Annotated in this window: 21 protein-coding genes; 14 read left to right on the forward strand and 7 right to left on the reverse strand. The window is 66.8% G+C overall.

Annotated elements, in window-relative coordinates; all coding sequences use genetic code 11:
• The first annotated feature begins 62 nt into the window (after positions 1-62).
• Genes WFK36_RS12750 through WFK36_RS12775 form a run of 6 tightly spaced genes read left to right on the forward strand, consistent with a single transcriptional unit; the run spans position 63 to position 2,618 of the window.
• Complete coding sequence (locus WFK36_RS12750) at positions 63-563, forward strand: Asp23/Gls24 family envelope stress response protein (RefSeq protein ID WP_336792113.1); 501 nt, start codon at positions 63-65, stop codon at positions 561-563.
• Positions 563-850 carry a hypothetical protein gene (locus tag WFK36_RS12755; protein WP_008379421.1) on the forward strand — a complete coding sequence of 96 codons (288 nt, stop codon included), beginning with the start codon at positions 563-565 and terminating at the stop codon, positions 848-850. The genes WFK36_RS12750 and WFK36_RS12755 overlap by 1 nt, the downstream gene beginning before the upstream one ends.
• Positions 850-1,032 (forward strand): DUF2273 domain-containing protein, encoded by a 183-nt coding sequence (locus tag WFK36_RS12760; protein ID WP_336792532.1) that lies wholly within the window; start codon positions 850-852, stop codon positions 1,030-1,032. The genes WFK36_RS12755 and WFK36_RS12760 overlap by 1 nt, the downstream gene beginning before the upstream one ends.
• Positions 1,025-1,486: an Asp23/Gls24 family envelope stress response protein gene (locus WFK36_RS12765; RefSeq protein WP_336792116.1), complete on the forward strand. Its 462-nt coding sequence runs from the start codon at positions 1,025-1,027 to the stop codon at positions 1,484-1,486. Before WFK36_RS12760 ends, WFK36_RS12765 begins: the two co-directional genes overlap by 8 nt.
• Complete coding sequence (locus WFK36_RS12770) at positions 1,483-2,061, forward strand: DUF6286 domain-containing protein (protein ID WP_336792118.1); 579 nt, start codon at positions 1,483-1,485, stop codon at positions 2,059-2,061. Before WFK36_RS12765 ends, WFK36_RS12770 begins: the two co-directional genes overlap by 4 nt.
• Positions 2,058-2,618 carry an Asp23/Gls24 family envelope stress response protein gene (locus tag WFK36_RS12775; protein ID WP_336792120.1) on the forward strand — a complete coding sequence of 187 codons (561 nt, stop codon included), beginning with the start codon at positions 2,058-2,060 and terminating at the stop codon, positions 2,616-2,618. Before WFK36_RS12770 ends, WFK36_RS12775 begins: the two co-directional genes overlap by 4 nt.
• 4 nt (positions 2,619-2,622) lie before the next feature.
• On the opposite strand, the gene WFK36_RS12780 is transcribed toward WFK36_RS12775, so the two are convergent.
• Positions 2,623-4,038, reverse strand: a complete 1,416-nt coding sequence (locus tag WFK36_RS12780) for a phytoene desaturase family protein (protein ID WP_336792122.1) — start codon at positions 4,036-4,038, stop codon at positions 2,623-2,625.
• 58 nt (positions 4,039-4,096) lie between these two features.
• Here WFK36_RS12780 and WFK36_RS12785 point away from each other — a divergent pair, with 58 nt between their 5' ends.
• Both WFK36_RS12785 and WFK36_RS12790 read left to right on the forward strand, forming a co-directional pair.
• Positions 4,097-5,794, forward strand: a complete 1,698-nt coding sequence (locus WFK36_RS12785; protein WP_336792124.1) for a TPM domain-containing protein — start codon at positions 4,097-4,099, stop codon at positions 5,792-5,794.
• Position 5,795: 1 nt separating this feature from the next.
• Positions 5,796-6,473: an SDR family oxidoreductase gene (locus tag WFK36_RS12790; protein ID WP_008379430.1), complete on the forward strand. Its 678-nt coding sequence runs from the start codon at positions 5,796-5,798 to the stop codon at positions 6,471-6,473.
• On the opposite strand, the gene WFK36_RS12795 is transcribed toward WFK36_RS12790, so the two are convergent.
• Genes WFK36_RS12795 through WFK36_RS12805 form a run of 3 tightly spaced genes read right to left on the reverse strand, consistent with a single transcriptional unit; the run spans position 6,376 to position 12,379 of the window.
• Entirely contained in the window at positions 6,376-10,671 is a 4,296-nt protein-coding gene (locus tag WFK36_RS12795) for an amino acid adenylation domain-containing protein (RefSeq protein WP_336792125.1), read from the reverse strand. The genes WFK36_RS12790 and WFK36_RS12795 overlap by 98 nt on opposite strands.
• Positions 10,668-11,390, reverse strand: a complete 723-nt coding sequence (locus WFK36_RS12800; RefSeq protein WP_336792126.1) for a methyltransferase — start codon at positions 11,388-11,390, stop codon at positions 10,668-10,670. The genes WFK36_RS12795 and WFK36_RS12800 overlap by 4 nt, the downstream gene beginning before the upstream one ends.
• Positions 11,387-12,379 (reverse strand): iron-containing redox enzyme family protein, encoded by a 993-nt coding sequence (locus tag WFK36_RS12805; protein WP_336792127.1) that lies wholly within the window; start codon positions 12,377-12,379, stop codon positions 11,387-11,389. The genes WFK36_RS12800 and WFK36_RS12805 overlap by 4 nt, the downstream gene beginning before the upstream one ends.
• Before the next feature lie 85 nt (positions 12,380-12,464).
• Between WFK36_RS12805 and WFK36_RS12810 the strand changes: the two genes are divergently transcribed.
• Together WFK36_RS12810 and WFK36_RS12815 are read left to right on the forward strand one after the other, a co-directional pair.
• Positions 12,465-12,686 (forward strand): CDGSH iron-sulfur domain-containing protein, encoded by a 222-nt coding sequence (locus WFK36_RS12810; RefSeq protein WP_336792534.1) that lies wholly within the window; start codon positions 12,465-12,467, stop codon positions 12,684-12,686.
• A gap of 4 nt (positions 12,687-12,690) precedes the next feature.
• Positions 12,691-13,809, forward strand: a complete 1,119-nt coding sequence (locus WFK36_RS12815) for an MFS transporter (protein ID WP_336792128.1) — start codon at positions 12,691-12,693, stop codon at positions 13,807-13,809.
• On the opposite strand, the gene WFK36_RS12820 is transcribed toward WFK36_RS12815, so the two are convergent.
• Complete coding sequence (locus tag WFK36_RS12820) at positions 13,782-14,384, reverse strand: TetR/AcrR family transcriptional regulator (protein WP_336792129.1); 603 nt, start codon at positions 14,382-14,384, stop codon at positions 13,782-13,784. The two genes, WFK36_RS12815 and WFK36_RS12820, sit on opposite strands and share 28 nt — an antisense overlap.
• A gap of 70 nt (positions 14,385-14,454) precedes the next feature.
• Between WFK36_RS12820 and WFK36_RS12825 the strand changes: the two genes are divergently transcribed.
• Positions 14,455-15,330 carry an alpha/beta fold hydrolase gene (locus WFK36_RS12825; RefSeq protein ID WP_336792130.1) on the forward strand — a complete coding sequence of 292 codons (876 nt, stop codon included), beginning with the start codon at positions 14,455-14,457 and terminating at the stop codon, positions 15,328-15,330.
• Here WFK36_RS12825 and WFK36_RS12830 read toward each other — a convergent pair.
• The gene (locus WFK36_RS12830; RefSeq protein WP_336792131.1) at positions 15,317-15,712 is read right to left on the reverse strand and encodes a nuclear transport factor 2 family protein; all 396 of its coding nucleotides are present in this window, start codon (positions 15,710-15,712) and stop codon (positions 15,317-15,319) included. The two genes, WFK36_RS12825 and WFK36_RS12830, sit on opposite strands and share 14 nt — an antisense overlap.
• A gap of 84 nt (positions 15,713-15,796) precedes the next feature.
• Between WFK36_RS12830 and WFK36_RS12835 the strand changes: the two genes are divergently transcribed.
• Positions 15,797-16,129 carry a YnfA family protein gene (locus WFK36_RS12835; protein WP_336792132.1) on the forward strand — a complete coding sequence of 111 codons (333 nt, stop codon included), beginning with the start codon at positions 15,797-15,799 and terminating at the stop codon, positions 16,127-16,129.
• 84 nt (positions 16,130-16,213) lie between these two features.
• Here the strand turns inward: WFK36_RS12835 and WFK36_RS12840 are convergent, their stop codons facing one another.
• On the reverse strand, positions 16,214-17,404 hold the full coding sequence (locus WFK36_RS12840) for an acyl-CoA dehydrogenase family protein (protein ID WP_336792133.1): 1,191 nt from the start codon (positions 17,402-17,404) through the stop codon (positions 16,214-16,216).
• 70 nt (positions 17,405-17,474) lie between these two features.
• Here WFK36_RS12840 and WFK36_RS12845 point away from each other — a divergent pair, with 70 nt between their 5' ends.
• Together WFK36_RS12845 and WFK36_RS12850 are read left to right on the forward strand one after the other, a co-directional pair.
• Positions 17,475-18,533, forward strand: coding sequence for a DUF2804 family protein (locus tag WFK36_RS12845; RefSeq protein ID WP_336792134.1), 1,059 nt, complete (start codon positions 17,475-17,477; stop codon positions 18,531-18,533).
• 118 nt (positions 18,534-18,651) lie between these two features.
• On the forward strand, positions 18,652-19,212 hold the full coding sequence (locus WFK36_RS12850) for a DUF3885 domain-containing protein (protein ID WP_419717495.1): 561 nt from the start codon (positions 18,652-18,654) through the stop codon (positions 19,210-19,212).
• The last annotated feature ends 25 nt before the right edge of the window (positions 19,213-19,237 follow it).

The raw sequence follows: 19,237 nt of genomic DNA on the forward strand, positions 1-19,237 counted from the left end.
AGGGGTCGTGATCCGTGCGCCGCACAATGAACCGGCATTACGCCATGGACAAAGGAGTTCGCGTGTCAGAGAACGCAACCACCACCGCACCTGCAGCCGAGAACAAGGCGGACGCCGCCGTCACGACAGAGCAGAAGTCCTCCGCAGGTCGCGAGATCGCACGGCGTGACACCGCAGGCGATCGTGGCCGTACGTCGATCGCCGACATCGTCGTGGCGAAGATCGCGGGCATCGCAGCGCGCGAGATCGACGGCGTCTACGACGTCGGCGGCACCACCGAGCGTGTGGTCGGCAAGGTCCGGGAGGTACTGCCCGGCACCGGCGTCAGCGCCACCCAGGGCATCGATGTGGAGGTCGGCGAACGCCAGGCAGCCGTCGACGTGTCGATCGTCGCCGAGTACGGCGTCGCCATTCATCAACTGGCAGCAGCCATCCGGCGCAACGTGATCAGCGCGATCGAGCAGATGACGGGACTCGAAGTGACCGAGGTCAACGTGACCGTCCACGACGTGAACTTCGGTGACGAGGTGGAGCCGTCCGGTTCGTCGCGGAGGGTCGAGTGATGAGCGACGAGTCCACCGCCGAGCGGATCGCCGAGGCCGTGCTCGCCATACCCGGCGTGGTCGACCTCCACAGCGGTCTCTTCGGTGAAGTGGCCACATACCTCCCGGGCCGGCGCGTTCCGGGCATCGCGATCCGCGATGACGACGGAGAGGTCCACCTGGTGGTCGATCTCGCTCACGACCTGCAATCGGTCGCGACTGCTGCGCGAGAGGCGGCCGAGGAGATCACCGGCAAGGAGTTCGCGGTCGTCGTCGAAGACGTCGAATCTGATCGGAAGGCGGGATGATGAAGAACAATGCAGTCATCGGCCTGTTCGCGGGCCTGCTGTTGGCCATCGCGGCGACGACGGGCGGTTTCTGGGGGCTGACCGTCGCACTGGTGCTCGGCGCGATCGGCACCGTCGTCGGTCTGCACCGCGACGGAGTGATCGATCTGGGCGCCGTGGTGCGGAGCAGGGGCCGTGGCTGACCGGCCGATGGCGGACCCACCCGGCGCGCTGGTCATCGCCGACAGAGTCGTCGAGAAGATCGCGACCCGGGCGGCGTTGAACGTCGACGGGGTGGTCCGGCACCAGGACACCGTCGGCTCGCTGCTCGGCGCCGCCGGAGACCGACTCGGCATCGGCGCAGACCTGCCGAGAGCGACCGTCGACTCGGTGGGCAGCGCCCGTCGGCTCTCACTGACGGTGGCGCTCACGTGGCCGTCCGAGGTCACGCGTCTGACCCGGGAGATCCGCAGTCGTGTGGCGGACGAGCTCGAAGAGTACACCGGCGACCGGCCAGTGCGGGTCGATGTCACGGTGAGACACCTCGTCCCACGCGGTGAAGTCTCGCGTCGGAAGAACGGGTACATCGACCTGCCCGCATTGGCCGACGCCGACACCCGCGCCGAATCACATCGATTGGAGGAGGAGACCTCATGACACGCACTCGAACGGCGGACCCGTCGGGGTCGGCCGACATCTCGGACCGTCGTGTGTTCAGGCCGTCCGGCCTCCCCGGCGCTGCGGTGTTCGGGGCTGTGCTCGGCGCGGCCCTGCTGGTCCTGTGCGGGGTGGCGATCCGCGATCTCGTGGTCACGGCCGGCTGGGCGCAGGGACCGCCGTGGCTCGGCGACCTCGCTGAACGTTCGTCGGACGCGTCGTGGGAATCATGGGCCTGGCCGACGGTCATCGCGCTGGTCGTCGTCGGTGTCGTGCTGCTCGTGCTCGCGGCGAAGCCGCGTAAGCCCACGCACCTCCGACTCGCAGGGCACGACGTGATGTGGACCAGGCGCATCGACGTCGCACGTCGCTGCAGCGCTGCGGCCGACGACGTGGCCGGCGTCGATCACGCGACGACCGTCGTCACTCGACGGCGCGTGAAGAGCACCGTGCACTGCCGCGACGACGTGGACCGGTCCGCCGTTCAAGCCGCCGTCGAGGGGGTCGTCGCCGAGCTCGAGTCGTCGCCCCGGGTGAAGGTCCGATTCGTTCACTCACGTGGAGGTCGACGATGAACCGCACACCCGCGTCATTTCACCGCTTGTCTACCGCATTGATCGGCTTGCTTCTGATCGCCGTGGGTGGAGCGGCCCTCGCGCATCGGTTCGGGGTCAGGCCTGTCTCCGATTGGGTCGACCGCTTCGACCCGTCGTCGATCGACCGCCTCTCCGGTAGCGGATGGTGGACGGCCGTGCTCGCGGGCGTGGTTGTCGTCTCTCTCATCTGGGGCCTCGTCCTCATCGGGTCCACCATCAGACCCCGAGCGGTCGACGATCTTGAACTCGACGGATCCGACCCGAGCGGAGAGCTGGTGATCGCGCCCAAACTCATCGCGTCCGCCGTCGCCGACGACCTCGCGAGTGACACGATGTTCCAGAAGGTGTCGGCTCGTGCGCTCGACGACCGGTCGCGGAAGATCATCCGAGTGGAGGTGACGGCGCGACCCGATCGGAGCTACGCCGACATCGCCGAACGCGTCGGCCGTGCGACCAGCCAGATCGCGGATGCTCTGGTCGGATCAGACGTCCACGTGCAGGCGTTCATCCATCTGGAGCGCTCGCCGAAACACTGAGCTGTCAGCGTCCCACGTGCAGCGCGTGAACAGCGGCGCGACGCCCCGACATGCCGTGGACTCCCCCGCCGGGCGCCGTCGCCGACGAGCACAGGTAGACGCCGGGCAGGCCCGTGAACTGGGGAGTCTGCGACAGGATCGGACGCACGAGCAGTTGTCGCAGGCTCGCCGCCCCACAGTTGATGTCACCGGCGATGTAGTTGCTGTTGTGGACGGCGAAGTCGGCGGCCGTCGTCACGATCGCGCCGTCGACGATGTCGCTGAAGCCCGGCGCACGGCGTTCGATCGCCGCAATGACAGCCGCCGACATGTCGACGTCGCACCCGGCGGGCACATGGCAGTACGCCCAAGCGAGGTGCGTGCCCGCGGGCGCCCGGGTCGGATCCACTCGGGTCGGCTCACCGCCGAGTACCCACGGCCGGCGCGGGACTCGACCTGCGGCGACATCGGCCTCCGTCGTGCGGATGTGGGCGAGGTCGTCGGCGAGGTGGAACGTAGCGGTGGCGGCCATGACGTCCGGGCGATGCGCCCACGGGATCGGCTCAGAGAGCAGAAAGTCGACCTTGCAGACACCCGGACCGTAGTCGAAGCGGCGCAATGCTCGTGCGTAGCGACGCGGCAACGCGTCGCCGATGACACGCTGAACCACCGCGGGCGAGGTGTCGAAGAACAGGTCGGCGTCGGCCGGCAGCTGCGCCCGCTCGGTCACTTCGACTCCGGTCTCGATCCGTCCGCCGTGTCCGACGACGACGGCGGCCAGCGCGTCGACGATCGCCTGCGAACCGCCCTCGGCGACCGGCCAGCCGGTCTCGGTCAGCATGCCCAGAAGCAGTCCGGCCGCCGACGAGCCGAGCGTGGACAACGGCCGAATCCCGTGAGCGGCGATCGCCGCGAACGCGGCGGCGGCGCGGTCGGTGCGGAACGCCTTCGCAAGCACATCAACCGGTGCCAGCGCAGCGGGCGAGAACCTGGCCATATCGAGGGTCCTGCGTGGAATGGCGGGCATGGCGAGTATGTCGTCGGCGAGCGCAGCGGGCTGAGTCGATGGTGTGACAAGCCGCTCCCAGCGCGTCGCATCCACGCCGAACTCCTCTGCGAGGGAATGCTTTTCGCGTCTCACGGCGATCACGTCGCCATCGGCGACGTGCGCGATCGACACGTCCGGAATGCACCACCGCAGGCCGTGGACGGTGAGATCGAGATCTGCGAAGGCCGGCGAGACGAACCCCGTCGGGTGCACTGCCGAGCACACATCGCGACGGATTCCGGCGCCGAACGCCTCATCGGTGCGCGCACCTCCGCCGATCGTCTCGGCGGCTTCGAGAACCAGCACGCGACGGCCCGCGACGGCGAGAGTGGCGGCGGCGGTCAGGCCGTTCGGCCCCGAACCCACGACGACGGCATCGAACACGTCACGCACTATTCACTCCTCTCACAGACGCCCACCTCGAGTGTCACCCAGACGATAGATTGGTGCCATGTCGTCCGCCTCTGCCCGACGGTTGCTGGCCCTCGCGTCCGTGCCAGTCGCCTTGTTCCTCGGCTCATCGACCGCCGGATCGGCTCACGCCCAGCCACCGCTGCATCTTCCGGCTCAGGTCGTCGACCCGGCGAATGCGTTGAACGCCGCACAGAGTGCAGAGATCGAGCAGTCCGTCACCGAACTCGCCGACGACCACGAGATCGCCTACTGGGTGGTCTACGTGAAGAACTTCGACGGACTCTCTCCCGAGGAATGGACGTCGCGGACCGTCGCGCAGAGCGATTTCGGAACGCGCGACGTGATCCTCGCGATCGCGACCGACACCCGCACCGCCTACCTGCAGGCGCCGTTCGACGTGGACGGGCTCACGGACTCCGAGATCGCGGCGATCACCGCCGACGACCTGGACCCCGCTGTGACGGAAGGGCGATTCGCCGACGCCGCGCTGTCTGTCGGTTCGGCACTCGGGTCCGCTGCCGACGACGACTCCGCATCTCGGGTCGGCCTGATCACGACGGTTGCCGTCATCGGCGTCCTCGCAGCCGTCGGCGTGGCGCTGTACGTCCGGAAGCGACGCGCCGACGAACCGGACGAGGAGGCGTTCACGGCCGACGAACTGGGACGTCAGCCGCTCAGCGAACTCGACCCGTGGTCCCGCGAGGTCCTGACCGGCACTGATCGGGCGATCGCGACCAGCGCCGACGAACTCTCGCTGGCCGTCGACGAGCTCGGACCCGACGTGGCGCAGCCGTTCACCGATGCGGTGCTCGACGCTCGCGCGGCGCTCGCCGACGCGTTCACACTCCGGCAGAGGATCGACGACGGACTCGTCCCCGACCCCGAGGAGCAGCGCTCGCTTCTGGTCCGGATCATCACGACATGCTCGGACGCCGACGCCTCACTCGACCAGCAGGTCGCCGGATTCGACGCGTTACGCAACCTGCTCAGCGATCCGGCCACTCGATTCGACGCCCTAGAGGCGCGGGTCGCCGAACTCACCGCCCGACTTCCCGTGACCCAGTCGAGGCTCGACGAGCTGACAGCCGAACACGGCGGCGACGTCATCTCGATCACCGAGAACGTCGCGCTGGCCGCCGAGCAATTGCAGTTCGCGGAAGACGTTCTTGAGCAAGGCCGCGAAGCGGCCGCCGCCGGAGCCACCGGACGCGGCTCCGTCGTTGGTTCCATCCGCTCGGCCGAAGGCGCGCTGGATCAGGCCGCGAAACTGCTCGACGCCGTCGACGGATCTGATCCGAGCAGCACCGACGACATCGATCTGCCCGCAGTGATCGACCGCGTACAGGCGGCCTCCGACTACGTCGAAACACGTCGAGGCGTGGTCGGATCCATCGCACGGACTCGCCTGTCCGAGGCGCGCCGACTCGCGGACACCGCCGCCGACCTCGCCGAATCCGATCCAGCAGCGTCGGCGGAAGCTGCACTGAGAGCCTCGATACTCGCCGATCAGGCGTTGACCGCTGCTCGGGCCGACGTCGCCGACTGGTTCGATTCGCAGCGTGTGCCGTCAGGCGACTCGTATGGCGATCTTGCCCCGGTCTTGACCGGCATCCTCGTCGACACCGTTCTCAACGACGATGTCCACGACGGCGGTTACAGCCACGACGGTCGGAGCCCGGCGTCGTACGGTGGATCGTCGAGTTCGGGGCGCATCGGCGTCGGCGGCCGGATCTGACATGCCCACAGCATTGATCACCGGCGCCAGCCGCGGTGTGGGCGCCCAGATCGCACGAGCGCTCGCACCCACTCACGATCTCCTGCTCGGCGGCCGAGGCAGTGCCGAACTCGACACTCTCGCAATGGAACTCGACGGTGCCGCGACGTTCCCAGTGGATCTCACCGACCACGACTCGCTCGAAGCGGCGACCGAGGCCGTCACGTCGCTCGACGTCCTCGTGCACAGTGCAGGGGTCGCGAGCAGCCTGGAGTCGGTCGCGGACACACCCGCCGACGAGTGGCGGTACCTGCTCGAGGTGAATCTCATCGCCGCTGCTGAACTGACCCGACTGCTGTTGCCCGCGCTGCGGGCGGCCGGAGGTCACGTCGTATTCCTCAACTCGGGAGCGGGCATGCGAGTCAATCCGGGGTGGACGCCGTACGCGGCGAGCAAGTTCGGATTGCGAGCACTCGCGGACGGTCTCCGGCTGGAGGAGCCGTCGCTGCGAGTCACGTCCGTGTTCCCCGGCCGGATCGACACCGACATGCAGCGCGACATCGTCGCGATCGAAGGCGCCGATTACGACCCGTCGAAGTTCCTCAAGCCGGAGACCGTCGCCGCGGCAGTGGCCCACGCGATCTCGACGCCGTCGGACGCTCACCCCACGGACGTGGTCCTGCGCCCGACAGGTCGCTGAACGATCCCACCAGATCCGCCGCCAGACGTTCGACATACGCCTGGTCGAACAGGGCGGACGCGTACAGTATCTCCACCCGTCCCACCGCGCCCCGCGTCGGCGCAACGATAGACACGTGCAGGTCACATCGTGCGATGTCGACGGGGTACGGCGTCACGTGTACCCCGGGAACGCCCGGATCGCGGTCCATCGTCAGCATCACCTGGAACAGCGGGTGTCGATCGGTCGGCGACGGACCCAGCGCGTCGACCACGTCGGTGAATGCGGTCGCCGAGTGTGCAAACGCCTCATTCTCAGCCTTCCGTACCGCCTCGACTGTGGCAGGCCAGGACGCCGACATCCGGCATAAGACGCTGACCGTGTTCACGAACATGCCGACCACCCCGTCCCACCGAGTGTCGTCGCGTCCCGAGATCAGGGCGCCGATCGGGACGGCCCTCGCGCCGCTCCGCGCGCTCACCAGCCCTGCAAGCGTCGCACGGAGAACGGTTAATTCGGTCACCCGATGCTCTTGAGCGGCGTCGCCGACAGCGGCCCATTGACCCGGCTCGATCGGGTATGACACCCGTGCTCCGCGGTCGTCCCATACCGGGCGTCTCCGCGTCACGGCGGCAAGGTCGACCACAATTGATGCTGTCGGCGCGAAGTGCGCGATGTCCGCGGCCCGATGCATGTCGGCCCGGGCTGTCGCGAGACGCGCATAGTCCCGGTAGTCGCCGTCTCGTGCCCGCGGCGGCTCGGTGAGGCTCGACGCCAGAATGCGCAAGGATTCGCCGTCCACCGCGAGGTGATGGAAAGCGAATCCGACCTGCGTGGCGGCCACACGCGGGGCGATCACGACGCGGATCGGGTAACCGGAGGCCACGTCGATCGGCTCGTGCAGGCGTCGACGCATGTCGGACCCGTCGGCGAGCGACTCGATTCGCCATCGATCCGGATCCGCGGTCGAATCGACGGTGAAGGTCGCATCGTCGGCGAACCTGCTGCGGAGCATCGGATGAGCATCCAGGAGGGAACCGACGAGCCCTCGTGCATCGGCCGTCGACATGAACCCCGGAACAGTTACCTCGAAGGCGATGAGGTGATCGATCCTGCCCCGGCCTTCGAACACCGTGCGCTGCACCGGGGAGATCGGCACCGGCCCGTCGCTGGACAGTGCGGGTTGGGACTGCTCACGTGCAATCGCGTCGATGAGATCAGCGATCCGCAGGGGAGTGCCGGACTCGAAGACGTCGCGGACGCCGATACTCACGCCGAGTCGTCCGTTGATGTCGGCCGCCACTGCTGTCGCCGACAGGGAGTCGCCGGCGAGGTCGAAGAAGTCGTCGTCGATCCCCACCCGGTCAGCGCCGAGGGCCCGTTCGAAAGCGTCGACCACAGCCTGCTCCACCTCGGTCGAAGGAGCACGGAACCGCCGCCGCTCGCCGACCACCGGCGGCGGCAGCGCAGATGCGTCGATCTTGTTGTTCACCGTCAGCGGGAGATCGTCGAGCAATGTCACTCCGGCCGGGGTGTATGAGGAACCGGCCGCGTCACGCACACTCTCGCGCACGCGTCGGGCCAGGTCCTCCGTGTCGACGCCGGTAGCGGGAACCACGTACGTGTGCAGGGAGATCCGTGACTCGGTGTGATGCGCGACGGTGACGGTCCCCGTCACGAGACCGGTGGCCAGCACGGCCCGATCTGTCTCGGCCGGCTCGACGCGTACCCCGTTGATCTTGACCTGGCCGTCGCCGCGGCCGAGGAACCACAATCGATCATCGACCCCGCGCCGCACACGATCACCCGTCCGGTACATCCGTCCGCCGTCACCGTCCACCGAGGCGATGAAACGGTCCGCAGTGCGGCCTGTCGGTCCGACGACGCCGCGCGCGAGGCTGGGACCCGCCACGTACAGTTCACCCTCACCGCCCCGCGGGACCGGGCGAAGTCGCCGGTCGAGAACGTGGATCCGCACTCCTCGCATCGGCTCGCCGAGGGGGATCTGCGGTTCAACACCGTCGGGGTCGATCGGGTCGGTCAGAGTCACACTGCACGTGGTCTCGGTGGGACCGTACGCGCAGCGGACGGTCCTGGTCCGCGCCCATCGCCGGATCAGCGGCGCGGGACACACGTCTCCGCCGACGATCAGGTGCGTGAGGTTCGGGAGGCCCTCGGCCGGGAGCGTCGCGAGCACCGCGGGCGTGACGAACAGATGAGTGACGCCCCGGCTCTCCAGCAACGACTCGAGGTCTGCTCCACCGCGCACCTCGGGCGGGACGATCACCAGCGCTGCACCGGCGTGGGCCGCCGCGAGCATCTCGACGATCGCCGTGTCGAAGCCCGGAGACGCGAGATGCGCGACAACACTGGTGTCGTCCAGGCAGTAGTGATCATCCATCTCGTCGACGAGAGCACCGATTCCGCTGTGCGTCACCACGATCCCTTTCGGGGTCCCCGTACTGCCGGACGTGTACAGCAGATACGCGGCCGCGTTGTGCCTGACGCCAGGCGGAATGCTCTCCCCAGGGGTCCGACGGTCGGCGACGGCGAGGTCGGCGAGGTTGATGTCGGCGGCCGACCCGAGACCGAGCACCAGCGCCGGACGCGCGTCGCCCAGCATGGTCCGCCGACGCTTCTCCGGCAACGTCGGATCGATCGGCAACACGCACATGCCGGCTGCCGCGACCGCCCACGCGGCGACCACACTGTGAACTGATCTCTCACACACGACAGCGATGACGGCACCGGGGCGTGCGCGTTCACGCAGGCTTCGCGCGATGTCTGCGGTCCGCTCTGCGAGGGCGGCGTACGTGTGTTCGCGACCGTCGGCGTCGATCACGGCCACCCGGTCGCGTCGGCGGTGCCTGAGGTACTCGTCGGCGAGCGTCCGCATTCGGTCCGACGGCTCGCCCACAAGCGCCGATGTCGGCTCGGTGACGTCCAGGCCGACGATCGGAGCGTCCAGTTTCGCGGCACTCAGCGCCCGGACTCCGCCGACGACATCCCCGAGCAGAGCCTCCGCAAAGGCGACGTCGTGAGCCTCGGCGTTGACCTCGATCTCGATCCGGAGGGTGTCCGCTCCTCCCGGGTACACGTTGATGTTCACGTCGTCGACCGGCCCGGTCGTGAGCACCCTCAACTCGGCCCGAACCCCGTCGCCGAGGCTGACATCCGGGATCGACGGCACCAAGTTCACCACGGGTCCGAGGCGCTGACGCTCGTGGTCGGCGACGATCTCCTCGAACCGGAGGCACTGGTGGCGGAGTGCTTCGGACAGTGTTGCCGCGACGGCGCGCAGAAGAGTGTCGACGGACTCGGCGTCCACCTGTTCGATGAGAATGGGCAGCAGGTTCGACATCGTCCCGGCGGCGGCGCGGACGGCTGCCGTCGTGCGCCCGGATGTCACGAGCGTGAGCGGGATCGACGATCGATCGGAGATCCGGGACAGGCCGACCGCGCACCCCGCGACCAGGACCGCGACTGTCGGCACACCTGCTCGAACGGCGACCTGGCCGAGTTCGGATGCAGACGAGACGTTCAGATCGACTCCGACGACGTGCGAGGAAGACGACGGGCCGACCGTGCGCGGTGCGAACCGGAGCGGAGCCGGCGCCGCAGCCATCACATCACGCCAGTAGTCGCTGTCGCGCAGTCGACGGTTCGACACGAGATAGGTCTGCTCGTGGTCGAGGATCGCATCGATACCACGCGGAGACGGGGGAGCACTGCTGTCGGCTGCCGAACCGACTCGTGTTCGGTAACGATGCGCGACGTGGCGCATCATCAGGCCGGCCGCATACCCGTCGAGGAGGATGTGGTGCGCACGGGCATAAAGCGTCCACCTCGACGGACCGAGCTCAAGGAGCACACATCGCAGAAGGGGACCCGCCAGGTCGACCGGTTCCCGCGTCGCGGCGGCCATCCACTCGACGGCGGCACGTTCCGGATCGTCCTCGTTGATCATCGACACGGTCTCTGTCAGGCGAGGCCGGCTGTGCACATCCCCAGACAGCATGGGCCGGCCGTCCACCACGAGACGAGTGCTGGACACCCCGAGGTCCGCGCACACCTCGTCCACACACGCCGCGAGGGTGCCTGCGTCGAGCGGCCCTTCGATGTCCAAGCACTGCGCCACGACGATCGGGACACTGTCCCCGACCATCTGCTGGGCGAACCACAGAGCCCGTTGGGCGCGATTCAGCGGAAGATCGTTCATAGTGCCGCGGAACGGACTGCCCGCACGACAACAATCCGCTCGTCGGTCTGACCAGGTTCGATGAGTCCCCTTTCGGCGAGCCAGCCTGCCCGTTCTCGTGTGACGGGTCCGAACTCCAGTCGCGCCTCGTCGACGACAGATCCCGAGAGTCCGTTCATAGTCAGACGATCGACGACTTCCGCCACGCCTGCGATGTCGGAGAAGACCAGGAGGAGTACACCTTCGGCGCCGAGTATCCCGGCGGCTCGGTCGACGATCACATCGAGCACTGCCCGGCCGTCTGGACCCGCGTCCCAAGCGTGACCGTCGAACGTGTCGTGCGGAGCTGGGACGTACGGCGGGTTGGCGACGAGCAGATCGACAGGCTCCGGCGGCGACCACGTCCGCACATCGGCCTGCACTGAGTCGACCACGACATCGTTGGCGGCCGCATTCATCGCGATGGCCCGAACTGCGTCTCGGCGATCGTCTACGGCGCAGACAACGGCGCCGGCGAGGGCTGCATAGATCGACGCGATCCCACTTCCGGCGCAGAGTTCGACCACCGACTGGTTCGGCGGCGCGCCCACGAGTTCACCGACCACGTGGCGACAGAGCAGTGCTGAGTCCACCGAGGGCGGGTACACCCCGCGAACGTCGACTACGTCGGGGCGCGGATAGGGGAGTTCCGCGAGAATCCGGCTCGTCGTCTCTTCACCGACGGCCCAGTCGACGATCATCGCGCGACTGCGGGCAGAAGTGACGACCGTCCGGATTCCCACGCGTCCCAGATCTGCTCGGTGAGCAGGTTCTCGACGACCAGGCACGCGCGCGCACCGCGCACGAGTCCGATGCGGTCGGCGGGCGTGACACCGAGAGCACCGGCGACTCGGCGAACGATCAGTTGCTCGTGGACGGCGTCTGCCTCCACGTGCTCGTCGTAGAAGATGCGCGCCGATTCGTCAACACCGAGCCGGCGCAGGGCCCTGCTGTAATCCCTGCTGGGAAGCGATGAGGACATCTCGATGAGGCAGAGATGTCCCACGAGCTCGTTGACTCGACTCCGGTGCATACCGAAATACGACAATGTGTTCAACGCGACCAAGGTGGCCGCCGGAACACTGTCGATATAGTGCGCATAGGAATCATTCAATTCAAGCTCTCGCATCAATCTGGCAAACAACTCGGAATGCATGTAGTCGAGTCGTCCGCCACCGTATTCGTCCGATTGGACTTCCACGAGCGCGGCCTTGGCCGAGCCTGCGATTCGCGGAATCGCGTGAGTGTGAAGGTCCGCTTCGCGTAGTTGATTGAGCGAGCGGTGAATCACGATCTCCCGAAACTGCTCGACGGTGCCTTTGGTCGCCATGAATCTGGCGAGCGGCGGCCCGTCGTCGGATGCGCCGATCCGGAAGAGCTCGTCGACGACGTCGGGCGGATCGACGACACGCCCGACCGATTCGTCGAGCGCTGCGATATGAAGCTTCTCCAGGTCCGATCGGAGACGTAGCAGGTCAGGATCCCATCCGAGCTCGTCGTCGACGCCGTCGATCCCTCGAAGGTGGAGTTCGTACAGCAATGTGAGCGCAAGCTGCGCATCGTCGTCCGCGAATACGTCGACGACGTGGTCGACACCCGTCGACGCCACCCTGCGGCAGGAATCGCGGCGATCCCTCAGATCAGCGAGCAAAGCCTCAGTGATCTTTCCGCGCGCGGCGGGAACAGGCATTCTCAACGCTTGGATCGGTCTACGCTCACGGTCCGTGAGTACACTCGAATCAATCATCGATTGCTGCTCCCGTGGGATTGGAACAATGGCTATTCACAATAGGTCCGGCGACTCCGTTTCCGGAGAAGTGACCGTATTCCCGTGCCCTGGCGGCCCTCTTCTCGTTCGCGGTCCTGTTTCAGTCGTCAATTCCGATGGTAGCGCGTTCTCGCCACGCCGACAGACGGTCGCGTTCTGCCGCTGCGGCCGGTCGACCATTGCTCCGATGTGCGACGGTTCGCACAAGAGTGGACGACCGAAACAATAGCGGCGTGCGCTTTCCGGCCGCCGTTCTTGTGCTAGCGGCGACGGCATTCACGGTTGTCGTCGACGAGACGTCTATCGCCCTGCTCGGTCCGTCCGTGGCCGCCGAGTTCGGACTCGGCGATCAGATCCGTCATCTTCTCGTCACCCCGTTCGCGGCGGCTTTCATCGGGACCCTGCCGGTAGCGGTCCTGCTCTTCGGACGTGTCGACCCACGGCGTGCGGTGGCGCCTGCCGTCTGTGTCTTCGCCGGCAGCGCCGCGGCCGGAGCCCTAGCACCGTCTGTGCTCGCGCTGGTGGGCGCCCGCGTCGCCCAGGGCGCGGCCGCCGCAGTCGTGATGACGTGCGTGCTGGCATCACTGCATGTCGTGACTGCCGACTCGCCGACTCGGACCCGTGACTTCGCGCTGTTCTCCGTGGTCTCCGGTTCGGGCGCGGTCGCCGCTCTGCTGGTGGCGGCGCCATTGGCGACCGTGTCGTGGCGTCTGTGCTTCTGGGCGGTTTGTGCGGCGGCCCTCTGCTGTGTCGCCGGCTGGCTCATTGTGGGGTCTGAGTCGAGCGAGGCCAGGCGATCTCAGCCCGGCACATCGGGGTCGTCGACACCGTGGCGCGCCCTGTCGACGACGTCCCTTGTGAATGCCGTCCTGAGTGCTTCCGTCATCACGGTCAGCTTCGCCGTGCAGCAGGATCACGGGTGGTCTCCGGCCGAGACCGGGATCGGCTTCCTCCCGCTCAACGGCGCGGCGGCGATCGGGGCCGTGGTGGTGTCGCGGTTCTCCGCCCGACTCGGGCAGGGGTTCCTTCTCTGCGGAGGCATCGGCCTGCTCGCTGCGGGGTGTGCACTTCTCGGAGTCGTTCCGCAGCAGCCTGCGGCCATTCTCTCCGCGACGGTTCCACTCGGCCTCGGCCTCGGAATAGCTCTTCCGCTGGTCAACGACGGTGTGCTGAGGGGCGCCGATTCCCGGCCGATGCACCGCGCTGCCGCGCTGGGTGTCGCTCAGCAGATCGGACTCGCCGTGGGTGCAGTGATCGCGGCCGTCCACTCACCGGTTGCACTCGGCGTCTTGGCCGCCTGCGTCGCACTGTGGGCGGCGACCGCTCAAACCTCGCCGAGCCCGCGCAGATAGTTCCCGATGATCGCGGTGGTCCGATCGGGTTCGCGGCCGATGACCGTCCGCGCCAGCACCAACGCATCGGTGAGACCGGTGAGCGCTTCCACCTGATCGACGTCAGACGGCACTCCCGCCTTCGCAAGAGCGGCTGCCGCAATGCGAGTTGTCATCTCATGAACGTCCCCCGGTGCTGTCAGTCGATCCCGTAGGTCTGGTCGGTCGGCCAGTTCAAGGATCAATGCGTATCGGGCTCGCATGTCGTCGGTGCGTGCCACCAGTGTGTCGACGAGCCCGACGAGCGCGTCGGTGAGTTCGGCAACGCTCACTCGATCACGACTCACGAGCTCGCTTCCGAGGCTGATAGTCACGTGGTGGGCATCGGCGATCGCCCGCTCCGAGAGGGTGTCGATCACGATCTCAAGCAGCGCTGATCGTGTCTTCGCGTGATATGACGTGGTCCCCGACGGAACATCCGCCTCCCGGTCGACGGCTCGATGCGTCAGCGCACGGACGCCGTCGCGCGCGATGATTCTGATCGCGCTGTCGGCGATCGTCGTGCGCCGGTCTGACCGCTCAGCGGGTGTTGACACGACCCGATACTACAGGTGTAGCGTCTGGTTCAGAGCCACTACACCTGTAGCGCTAGGACCGGAGGCTGAGATGACAATGATCGACGATCACGTCGACCGAGATCTGTATCCGTTCGAATCCCGCTGGTTCACGTCCCCTGCCGGGCGCGTTCACTATGTGGACGAGGGGAGCGGCCCGACGATCGTGTTCTGCCACGGGTCACCGACCTGGGGTTTCATGTTCCGCAAGGTGATGGCCTCGTTGCGGAACGACTACCGCTGCATCGCCGCCGACCTTCTCGGCTTCGGCCTCTCGGAGCGCCCAGACATGTTCGGTTACACCGTTCGTGAGCATGTCGCAGTGATCAGCGAACTGCTCGACCACCTCGGCGTCGACGACTACATCCTGGTCGGGCACGACTGGGGAGGGCCCATCGGGCTGGCCGCATCGATTCCGCGCGCCGACCGACTCCGTGGACTGGTACTGACGAACACGTGTTTCTGGCCGATCACCAGACTTCCGAACCGCCTGTTCAGCACAGTGATGGGCACCCGGGTGATGCGTCGTCGAATAATGGAGCGGAACTTCCTCGTCGAACAGGTACTTCTGGGCCGTTTCGGGCCGCAGCTGACCGCCGCCGAGGCCGATCAGTATCGACTCGTTCAGCCTTCACCTTCGGCTCGACGAGGTCTCGCGGTGATCCCGACCGAGATCACCGCGGCGGCCCCACTTCTCGCGACGTTGGAGCACGACGTCGCATCACTTCTGAGGGACCGTCCGGTGGTGGCGGCGTGGGGAATGCGGGACCGGGTGTTCCCGGCGCCCTCGTGCCTGCCGCGCATTCACGCAGCGTTCGACGACGTCACCGAGGTGCGGATCCCGCACGCAGGCCACTTCACTGCCGAAGAAGCGCCCGACGACCTGATTCGCGCGATCGTCGAGCGCTTTCCGATCAGAGCTGCTTGAGGTCCGACTGCTCCCAGACGGCGCGCATCGAGACGATCTTGCCCTCGTCGTTGAACACCATGATGTCGACGGGGGTGATCTCGAACTTCATTCCGGCAGTACCGGTGACCAGGGTGAACTCGAAGACCGCGGTGTCGCCGGCGATCTTGGTCCACTTGAGAGTGGCATCGCGGCTGTCGAGGTTCGTGATGATGCCGTAGAACTCGACCAGTTCCTCGCGAGTGCTGCGGATCGGTGCGCCGATCGGGTCTTCGACAGTCGCACCCTCTGCGTACAGGTCGGCGATGTCGTCTGCGGATCCGCCGTTGAGTCCATCGATGTAGGCCTGGACGGTCGCGGCGATCTTCTCCGACAGTGTGAGTTCCTGCTGGTCAGCGGTCATGTTCACTCCCTGAATTGAAACGTGTTCTAGTTGAACCGTAGCAGGGGACAGGCGCGCACTGAAGGGTCCTGGCACGATTGGCCCATGGTGATCCGCTCGCTCCTCCTGTTCGCTCTCGCCGCCGTCGCCGAGATCGGGGGCGCATGGCTGGTCTGGCAGGGAGTGCGTGAACATCGCGGTTGGCTGTGGATCGGTGCCGGAGTCATTGCGTTGGGCGCCTACGGTTTTGTCGCCACCCTGCAACCGGATGCCGAGTTCGGCCGCATCCTCGCCGCGTACGGCGGAGTGTTCGTGGCCGGATCACTCGCATGGGGGATGATCGCCGACGGTTACCGCCCGGATCGGTGGGACGTCATCGGCGCGCTCGTCTGCCTCGCAGGCGTTGCCCTGATCATGTATGCGCCACGAACGAGCTGAACGAGGCACTTATTGACAGACGAGGCATGCATGCGTGCCTCGTCTGTCGCTGAGCGCCTCGTTCGGACTGCGCGCGTTCTGCGATCAGCGCAGGTCGGCGCTGCTCTTGCCCAGCACACGGCGGGCGATGATCAGCTGCTGGATCTGCTGGGTGCCCTCGAAGATGTCGAGGATCTTCGAGTCACGCGCCCACTTCTCGAGCATCTCCTTCTCGGAGAAGCCCGCGGTGGCGCCGATCTCGACGGCCTTGTTCGTCAGATCGGTGACCGTGCGGCCGGCCTTGGCCTTCGACATCGACGCCTCAGCCGAGTTCGGCTGCTTGTTGTCGGCCATCCACGCGGCGCGCAGCGTCAGCATCCACGACGCCTCCCAATCGGACTCCAGTCGGATGAACTCCGCGACGGCCGCGTGCTGAGCAGCAACGGGGCGGTCGTAGTCGATCTCGTGGCCTGCCTCCTCGATGATCCGACGGAGCTCTTCGAGTGCGGCGCGGCCGAGACCGACCGCCATCGCGGCGACCACCGGGCGGGTGTTGTCGAACGTCTGCATGACGCCGCCGAAACCCTTCTTGACGTTGATCTCCGGTGTGCCCAAGAGATTGTCGGCCGACACGCGTGCGTTCTCGAATCGCACGACAGCGGTGTCGGACGAGCGGATCCCGAGCTTGTGCTCGAGGCGAGCGACGGTGACACCCTCGGTGGACATCGGGACGACGAAGCTCTTGATGGCGGCCCGTCCGACGTTCTTGTCGAGCGTCGCCCAGACCACGACGTGGTCGGCGCGTGAACCGGCGGTCACGAAGATCTTCTCGCCGTTGATGACGTACTCGTCACCGTCGAGAACAGCGGTGGTCGACACGGCGGCCGAGTCGGAGCCGAAGCCCGGCTCGGTGATCGCCATCGCCGCCCACACGTCGGCGAAGCGTTCGAGCTGCTCCTCGTTCGCGACAGCGGCGATCGCGGCGTTGCCGAGCCCCTGGTAGGGGATCGACAGCATCAGCCCGACATCGCCCCAGCTCAGCTCGCGCGCATTGAGCACTGAGCGGAGATTGGCGCCGTTGACGGTGTCCTCTTTGGCCGCGGCGGCCTTGTCGGAGTCTTTGTCACCGCCACGCGCCTGCTTCGCGATCTTGCCGAGTTCGTCCAGTTCCACCGGGTACTCGTGTTCGGCCTGGTCGTACTTGCGGGAGATGGGCCGGAAGATGTGCTCGGCTGCGAGACGGGCGCGCTCGACCGTGGAGTTCAGCTTCTCCGGGAGCTCAAGGTTGATAGCCATGCCGCAACCTTACTATCGAGTAAGTTACTTGTCGATAGGCTCCCGCGGGCGGGGCCGCTACGGTCGAAGCGTGACCTCCCGCGCGTACCCCCCGCTCCGCACCGCACCGCCGGCCGAACTTGTGACCGGCGGCCGATACAACTTCGGCACCTACGACGGTCCGATCGCGACGATCAATCCGCTCGACGCGGCCGGTGACGGCCTGCTCGCGGGGCCTCGGCGCGCCGTGCGCGACCTCGGACTCAAGGAGTGGGAGGCGTTCCAGCTCGGTGACGACGACTGGTTCGTCCTCGGCGCCGTCTACAACGCGAAGGCCCTCGGCCTCCTGCAGGTCCTGGTGGTCGACAAGCGCAAAGACACCATCACCCGATTCGAGACGAAGCTGCCGTCACCGATGCTGTCGGTGGCGCGCGGCCTGTCCGGCACCACATCGCACGGTGACTTCGACGGGCTCAAGATCTCCCTCGGAAACGACCTTCCCGACGGAACCCTGACCGTCGACGCGACCCGCTCTGCGCGAGGCGACAACCCGTCGCTCTCGCTGCACACGACGGGGGACTGTTCACCCGAGTCGGCTGCTCACCTCGTGGTCGTCCACCCGTTCGCCGACAACGACGCCCTGTACTCGCACAAGGTGATGATGCCGATGACCGGCTCGCTCGTCCTCGGCGACGAGCGGGTCGGATTCGCCGACGACCACGGCTTCCTGATTCTCGACGACCATCACGGCGACTACCCGCGTCCGATGAAGTACGACTGGATCACCGCTGCGCGCCGTACCGACGGCAGGGTTGAAGGGTTCAACCTGACCGACAACCAGATCCGGAACCCCGCCGAGTTCAACGAGAACGCGATCTGGGTCGGGAACAGCCTCGACCGGCTTCCGCCGGTGACCTTCGAACGGCCCGACGGGCCGTGGGGGATGTGGCGGGCCCGAGACGCCGAGGGCGCCGTCGACGTGACGTTCACTCCCGTCGTGAAGTCGACGATGCACGTCGGACCGAGGAAGGTGCTCGCCGAGTACTACGCGCCCTACGGCTGGTTCTCCGGCGTCATCCACGGCGAGAACAACACGCTCTCCGTCGACGGCATGTACGGCGTCGGCGAGCAGAAGCGCATCACCGTCTGAGGGCCACCCGCTGTAACGCTTCACGGCCGAAACACACTGGGAAAGATCGGACATCTGAGCATAAGATCGCGATGTGAACAACCGCGTTGATCTCTCCGCGTTCGATGCCGCGTGGCGAGTGCGATGGCCCGACAGCCGACCCATCGGCCACGAATTGCGGTCCACGGCTCACAAGACCTGGGTGCGCTTCCACAGCCTGCCCGAGTCGAAGAGATACGCCGAGAACAACGCTGAACACCGCGAGATTCTGACACGCCATCTCACCGTGTTGAACGATCTGAGTTCCTCCGCCGCTACCCCGATCGACGACCTCCGCGTCATCTCGCTGGCATGGTCCGGGTCCGCCGAGCCGACTCAGCGAGATTCCGAGCTCGTATCTGCGACTTCCCACGCGGAGTACTGGCAGTCTCTCCCGTACGACCTCAGTGACCCGGACTACCCATACTGGGTACACCTGTACGTCGGTCGCACCTCTGTCGGCACCGATGAGCTCCGCTCGCTACTGCGGCTGGTCGCTGACGACAGGACCAGCGAAGTCATCTTTGCGCCGGCGACAGCCACCTGGCTGTACCACCCATATGACGGCGGTGGAGACGTGATTGCGCCTGACCTCGCAACGCGAGACGCCCTGAAAAGGCGGTATGCCGAATGGTTGTCACCCCACCCCTTGGGCCTGTGACCAGCTAGTACGGCTGCCTCCGGGT

The sequence above is a fragment of the Gordonia malaquae genome, assembly GCF_037148075.1.
GTDB lineage: Bacteria > Actinomycetota > Actinomycetes > Mycobacteriales > Mycobacteriaceae > Gordonia > Gordonia malaquae.

Bases quoted from the DNA above. Each gene is read 5' to 3' on its own strand.
- WFK36_RS12755 (WP_008379421.1), top strand. From the start codon at position 563: ATGAGCGACGAGTCCACCGCCGAGCGGATCGCCGAGGCCGTGCTCGCC.
- WFK36_RS12760 (WP_336792532.1), top strand. From the start codon at position 850: ATGAAGAACAATGCAGTCATCGGCCTGTTCGCGGGCCTGCTGTTGGCC.
- WFK36_RS12770 (WP_336792118.1), top strand. From the start codon at position 1,483: ATGACACGCACTCGAACGGCGGACCCGTCGGGGTCGGCCGACATCTCG.
- WFK36_RS12775 (WP_336792120.1), top strand. From the start codon at position 2,058: ATGAACCGCACACCCGCGTCATTTCACCGCTTGTCTACCGCATTGATC.
- WFK36_RS12785 (WP_336792124.1), top strand. From the start codon at position 4,097: ATGTCGTCCGCCTCTGCCCGACGGTTGCTGGCCCTCGCGTCCGTGCCA.
- WFK36_RS12790 (WP_008379430.1), top strand. From the start codon at position 5,796: ATGCCCACAGCATTGATCACCGGCGCCAGCCGCGGTGTGGGCGCCCAG.
- WFK36_RS12795 (WP_336792125.1), bottom strand. From the start codon at position 10,671: ATGAACGATCTTCCGCTGAATCGCGCCCAACGGGCTCTGTGGTTCGCC.
- WFK36_RS12800 (WP_336792126.1), bottom strand. From the start codon at position 11,390: ATGATCGTCGACTGGGCCGTCGGTGAAGAGACGACGAGCCGGATTCTC.
- WFK36_RS12805 (WP_336792127.1), bottom strand. From the start codon at position 12,379: ATGCCTGTTCCCGCCGCGCGCGGAAAGATCACTGAGGCTTTGCTCGCT.
- WFK36_RS12810 (WP_336792534.1), top strand. From the start codon at position 12,465: ATGGCTATTCACAATAGGTCCGGCGACTCCGTTTCCGGAGAAGTGACC.
- WFK36_RS12825 (WP_336792130.1), top strand. From the start codon at position 14,455: ATGACAATGATCGACGATCACGTCGACCGAGATCTGTATCCGTTCGAA.
- WFK36_RS12830 (WP_336792131.1), bottom strand. From the start codon at position 15,712: ATGACCGCTGACCAGCAGGAACTCACACTGTCGGAGAAGATCGCCGCG.
- WFK36_RS12835 (WP_336792132.1), top strand. From the start codon at position 15,797: ATGGTGATCCGCTCGCTCCTCCTGTTCGCTCTCGCCGCCGTCGCCGAG.
- WFK36_RS12840 (WP_336792133.1), bottom strand. From the start codon at position 17,404: ATGGCTATCAACCTTGAGCTCCCGGAGAAGCTGAACTCCACGGTCGAG.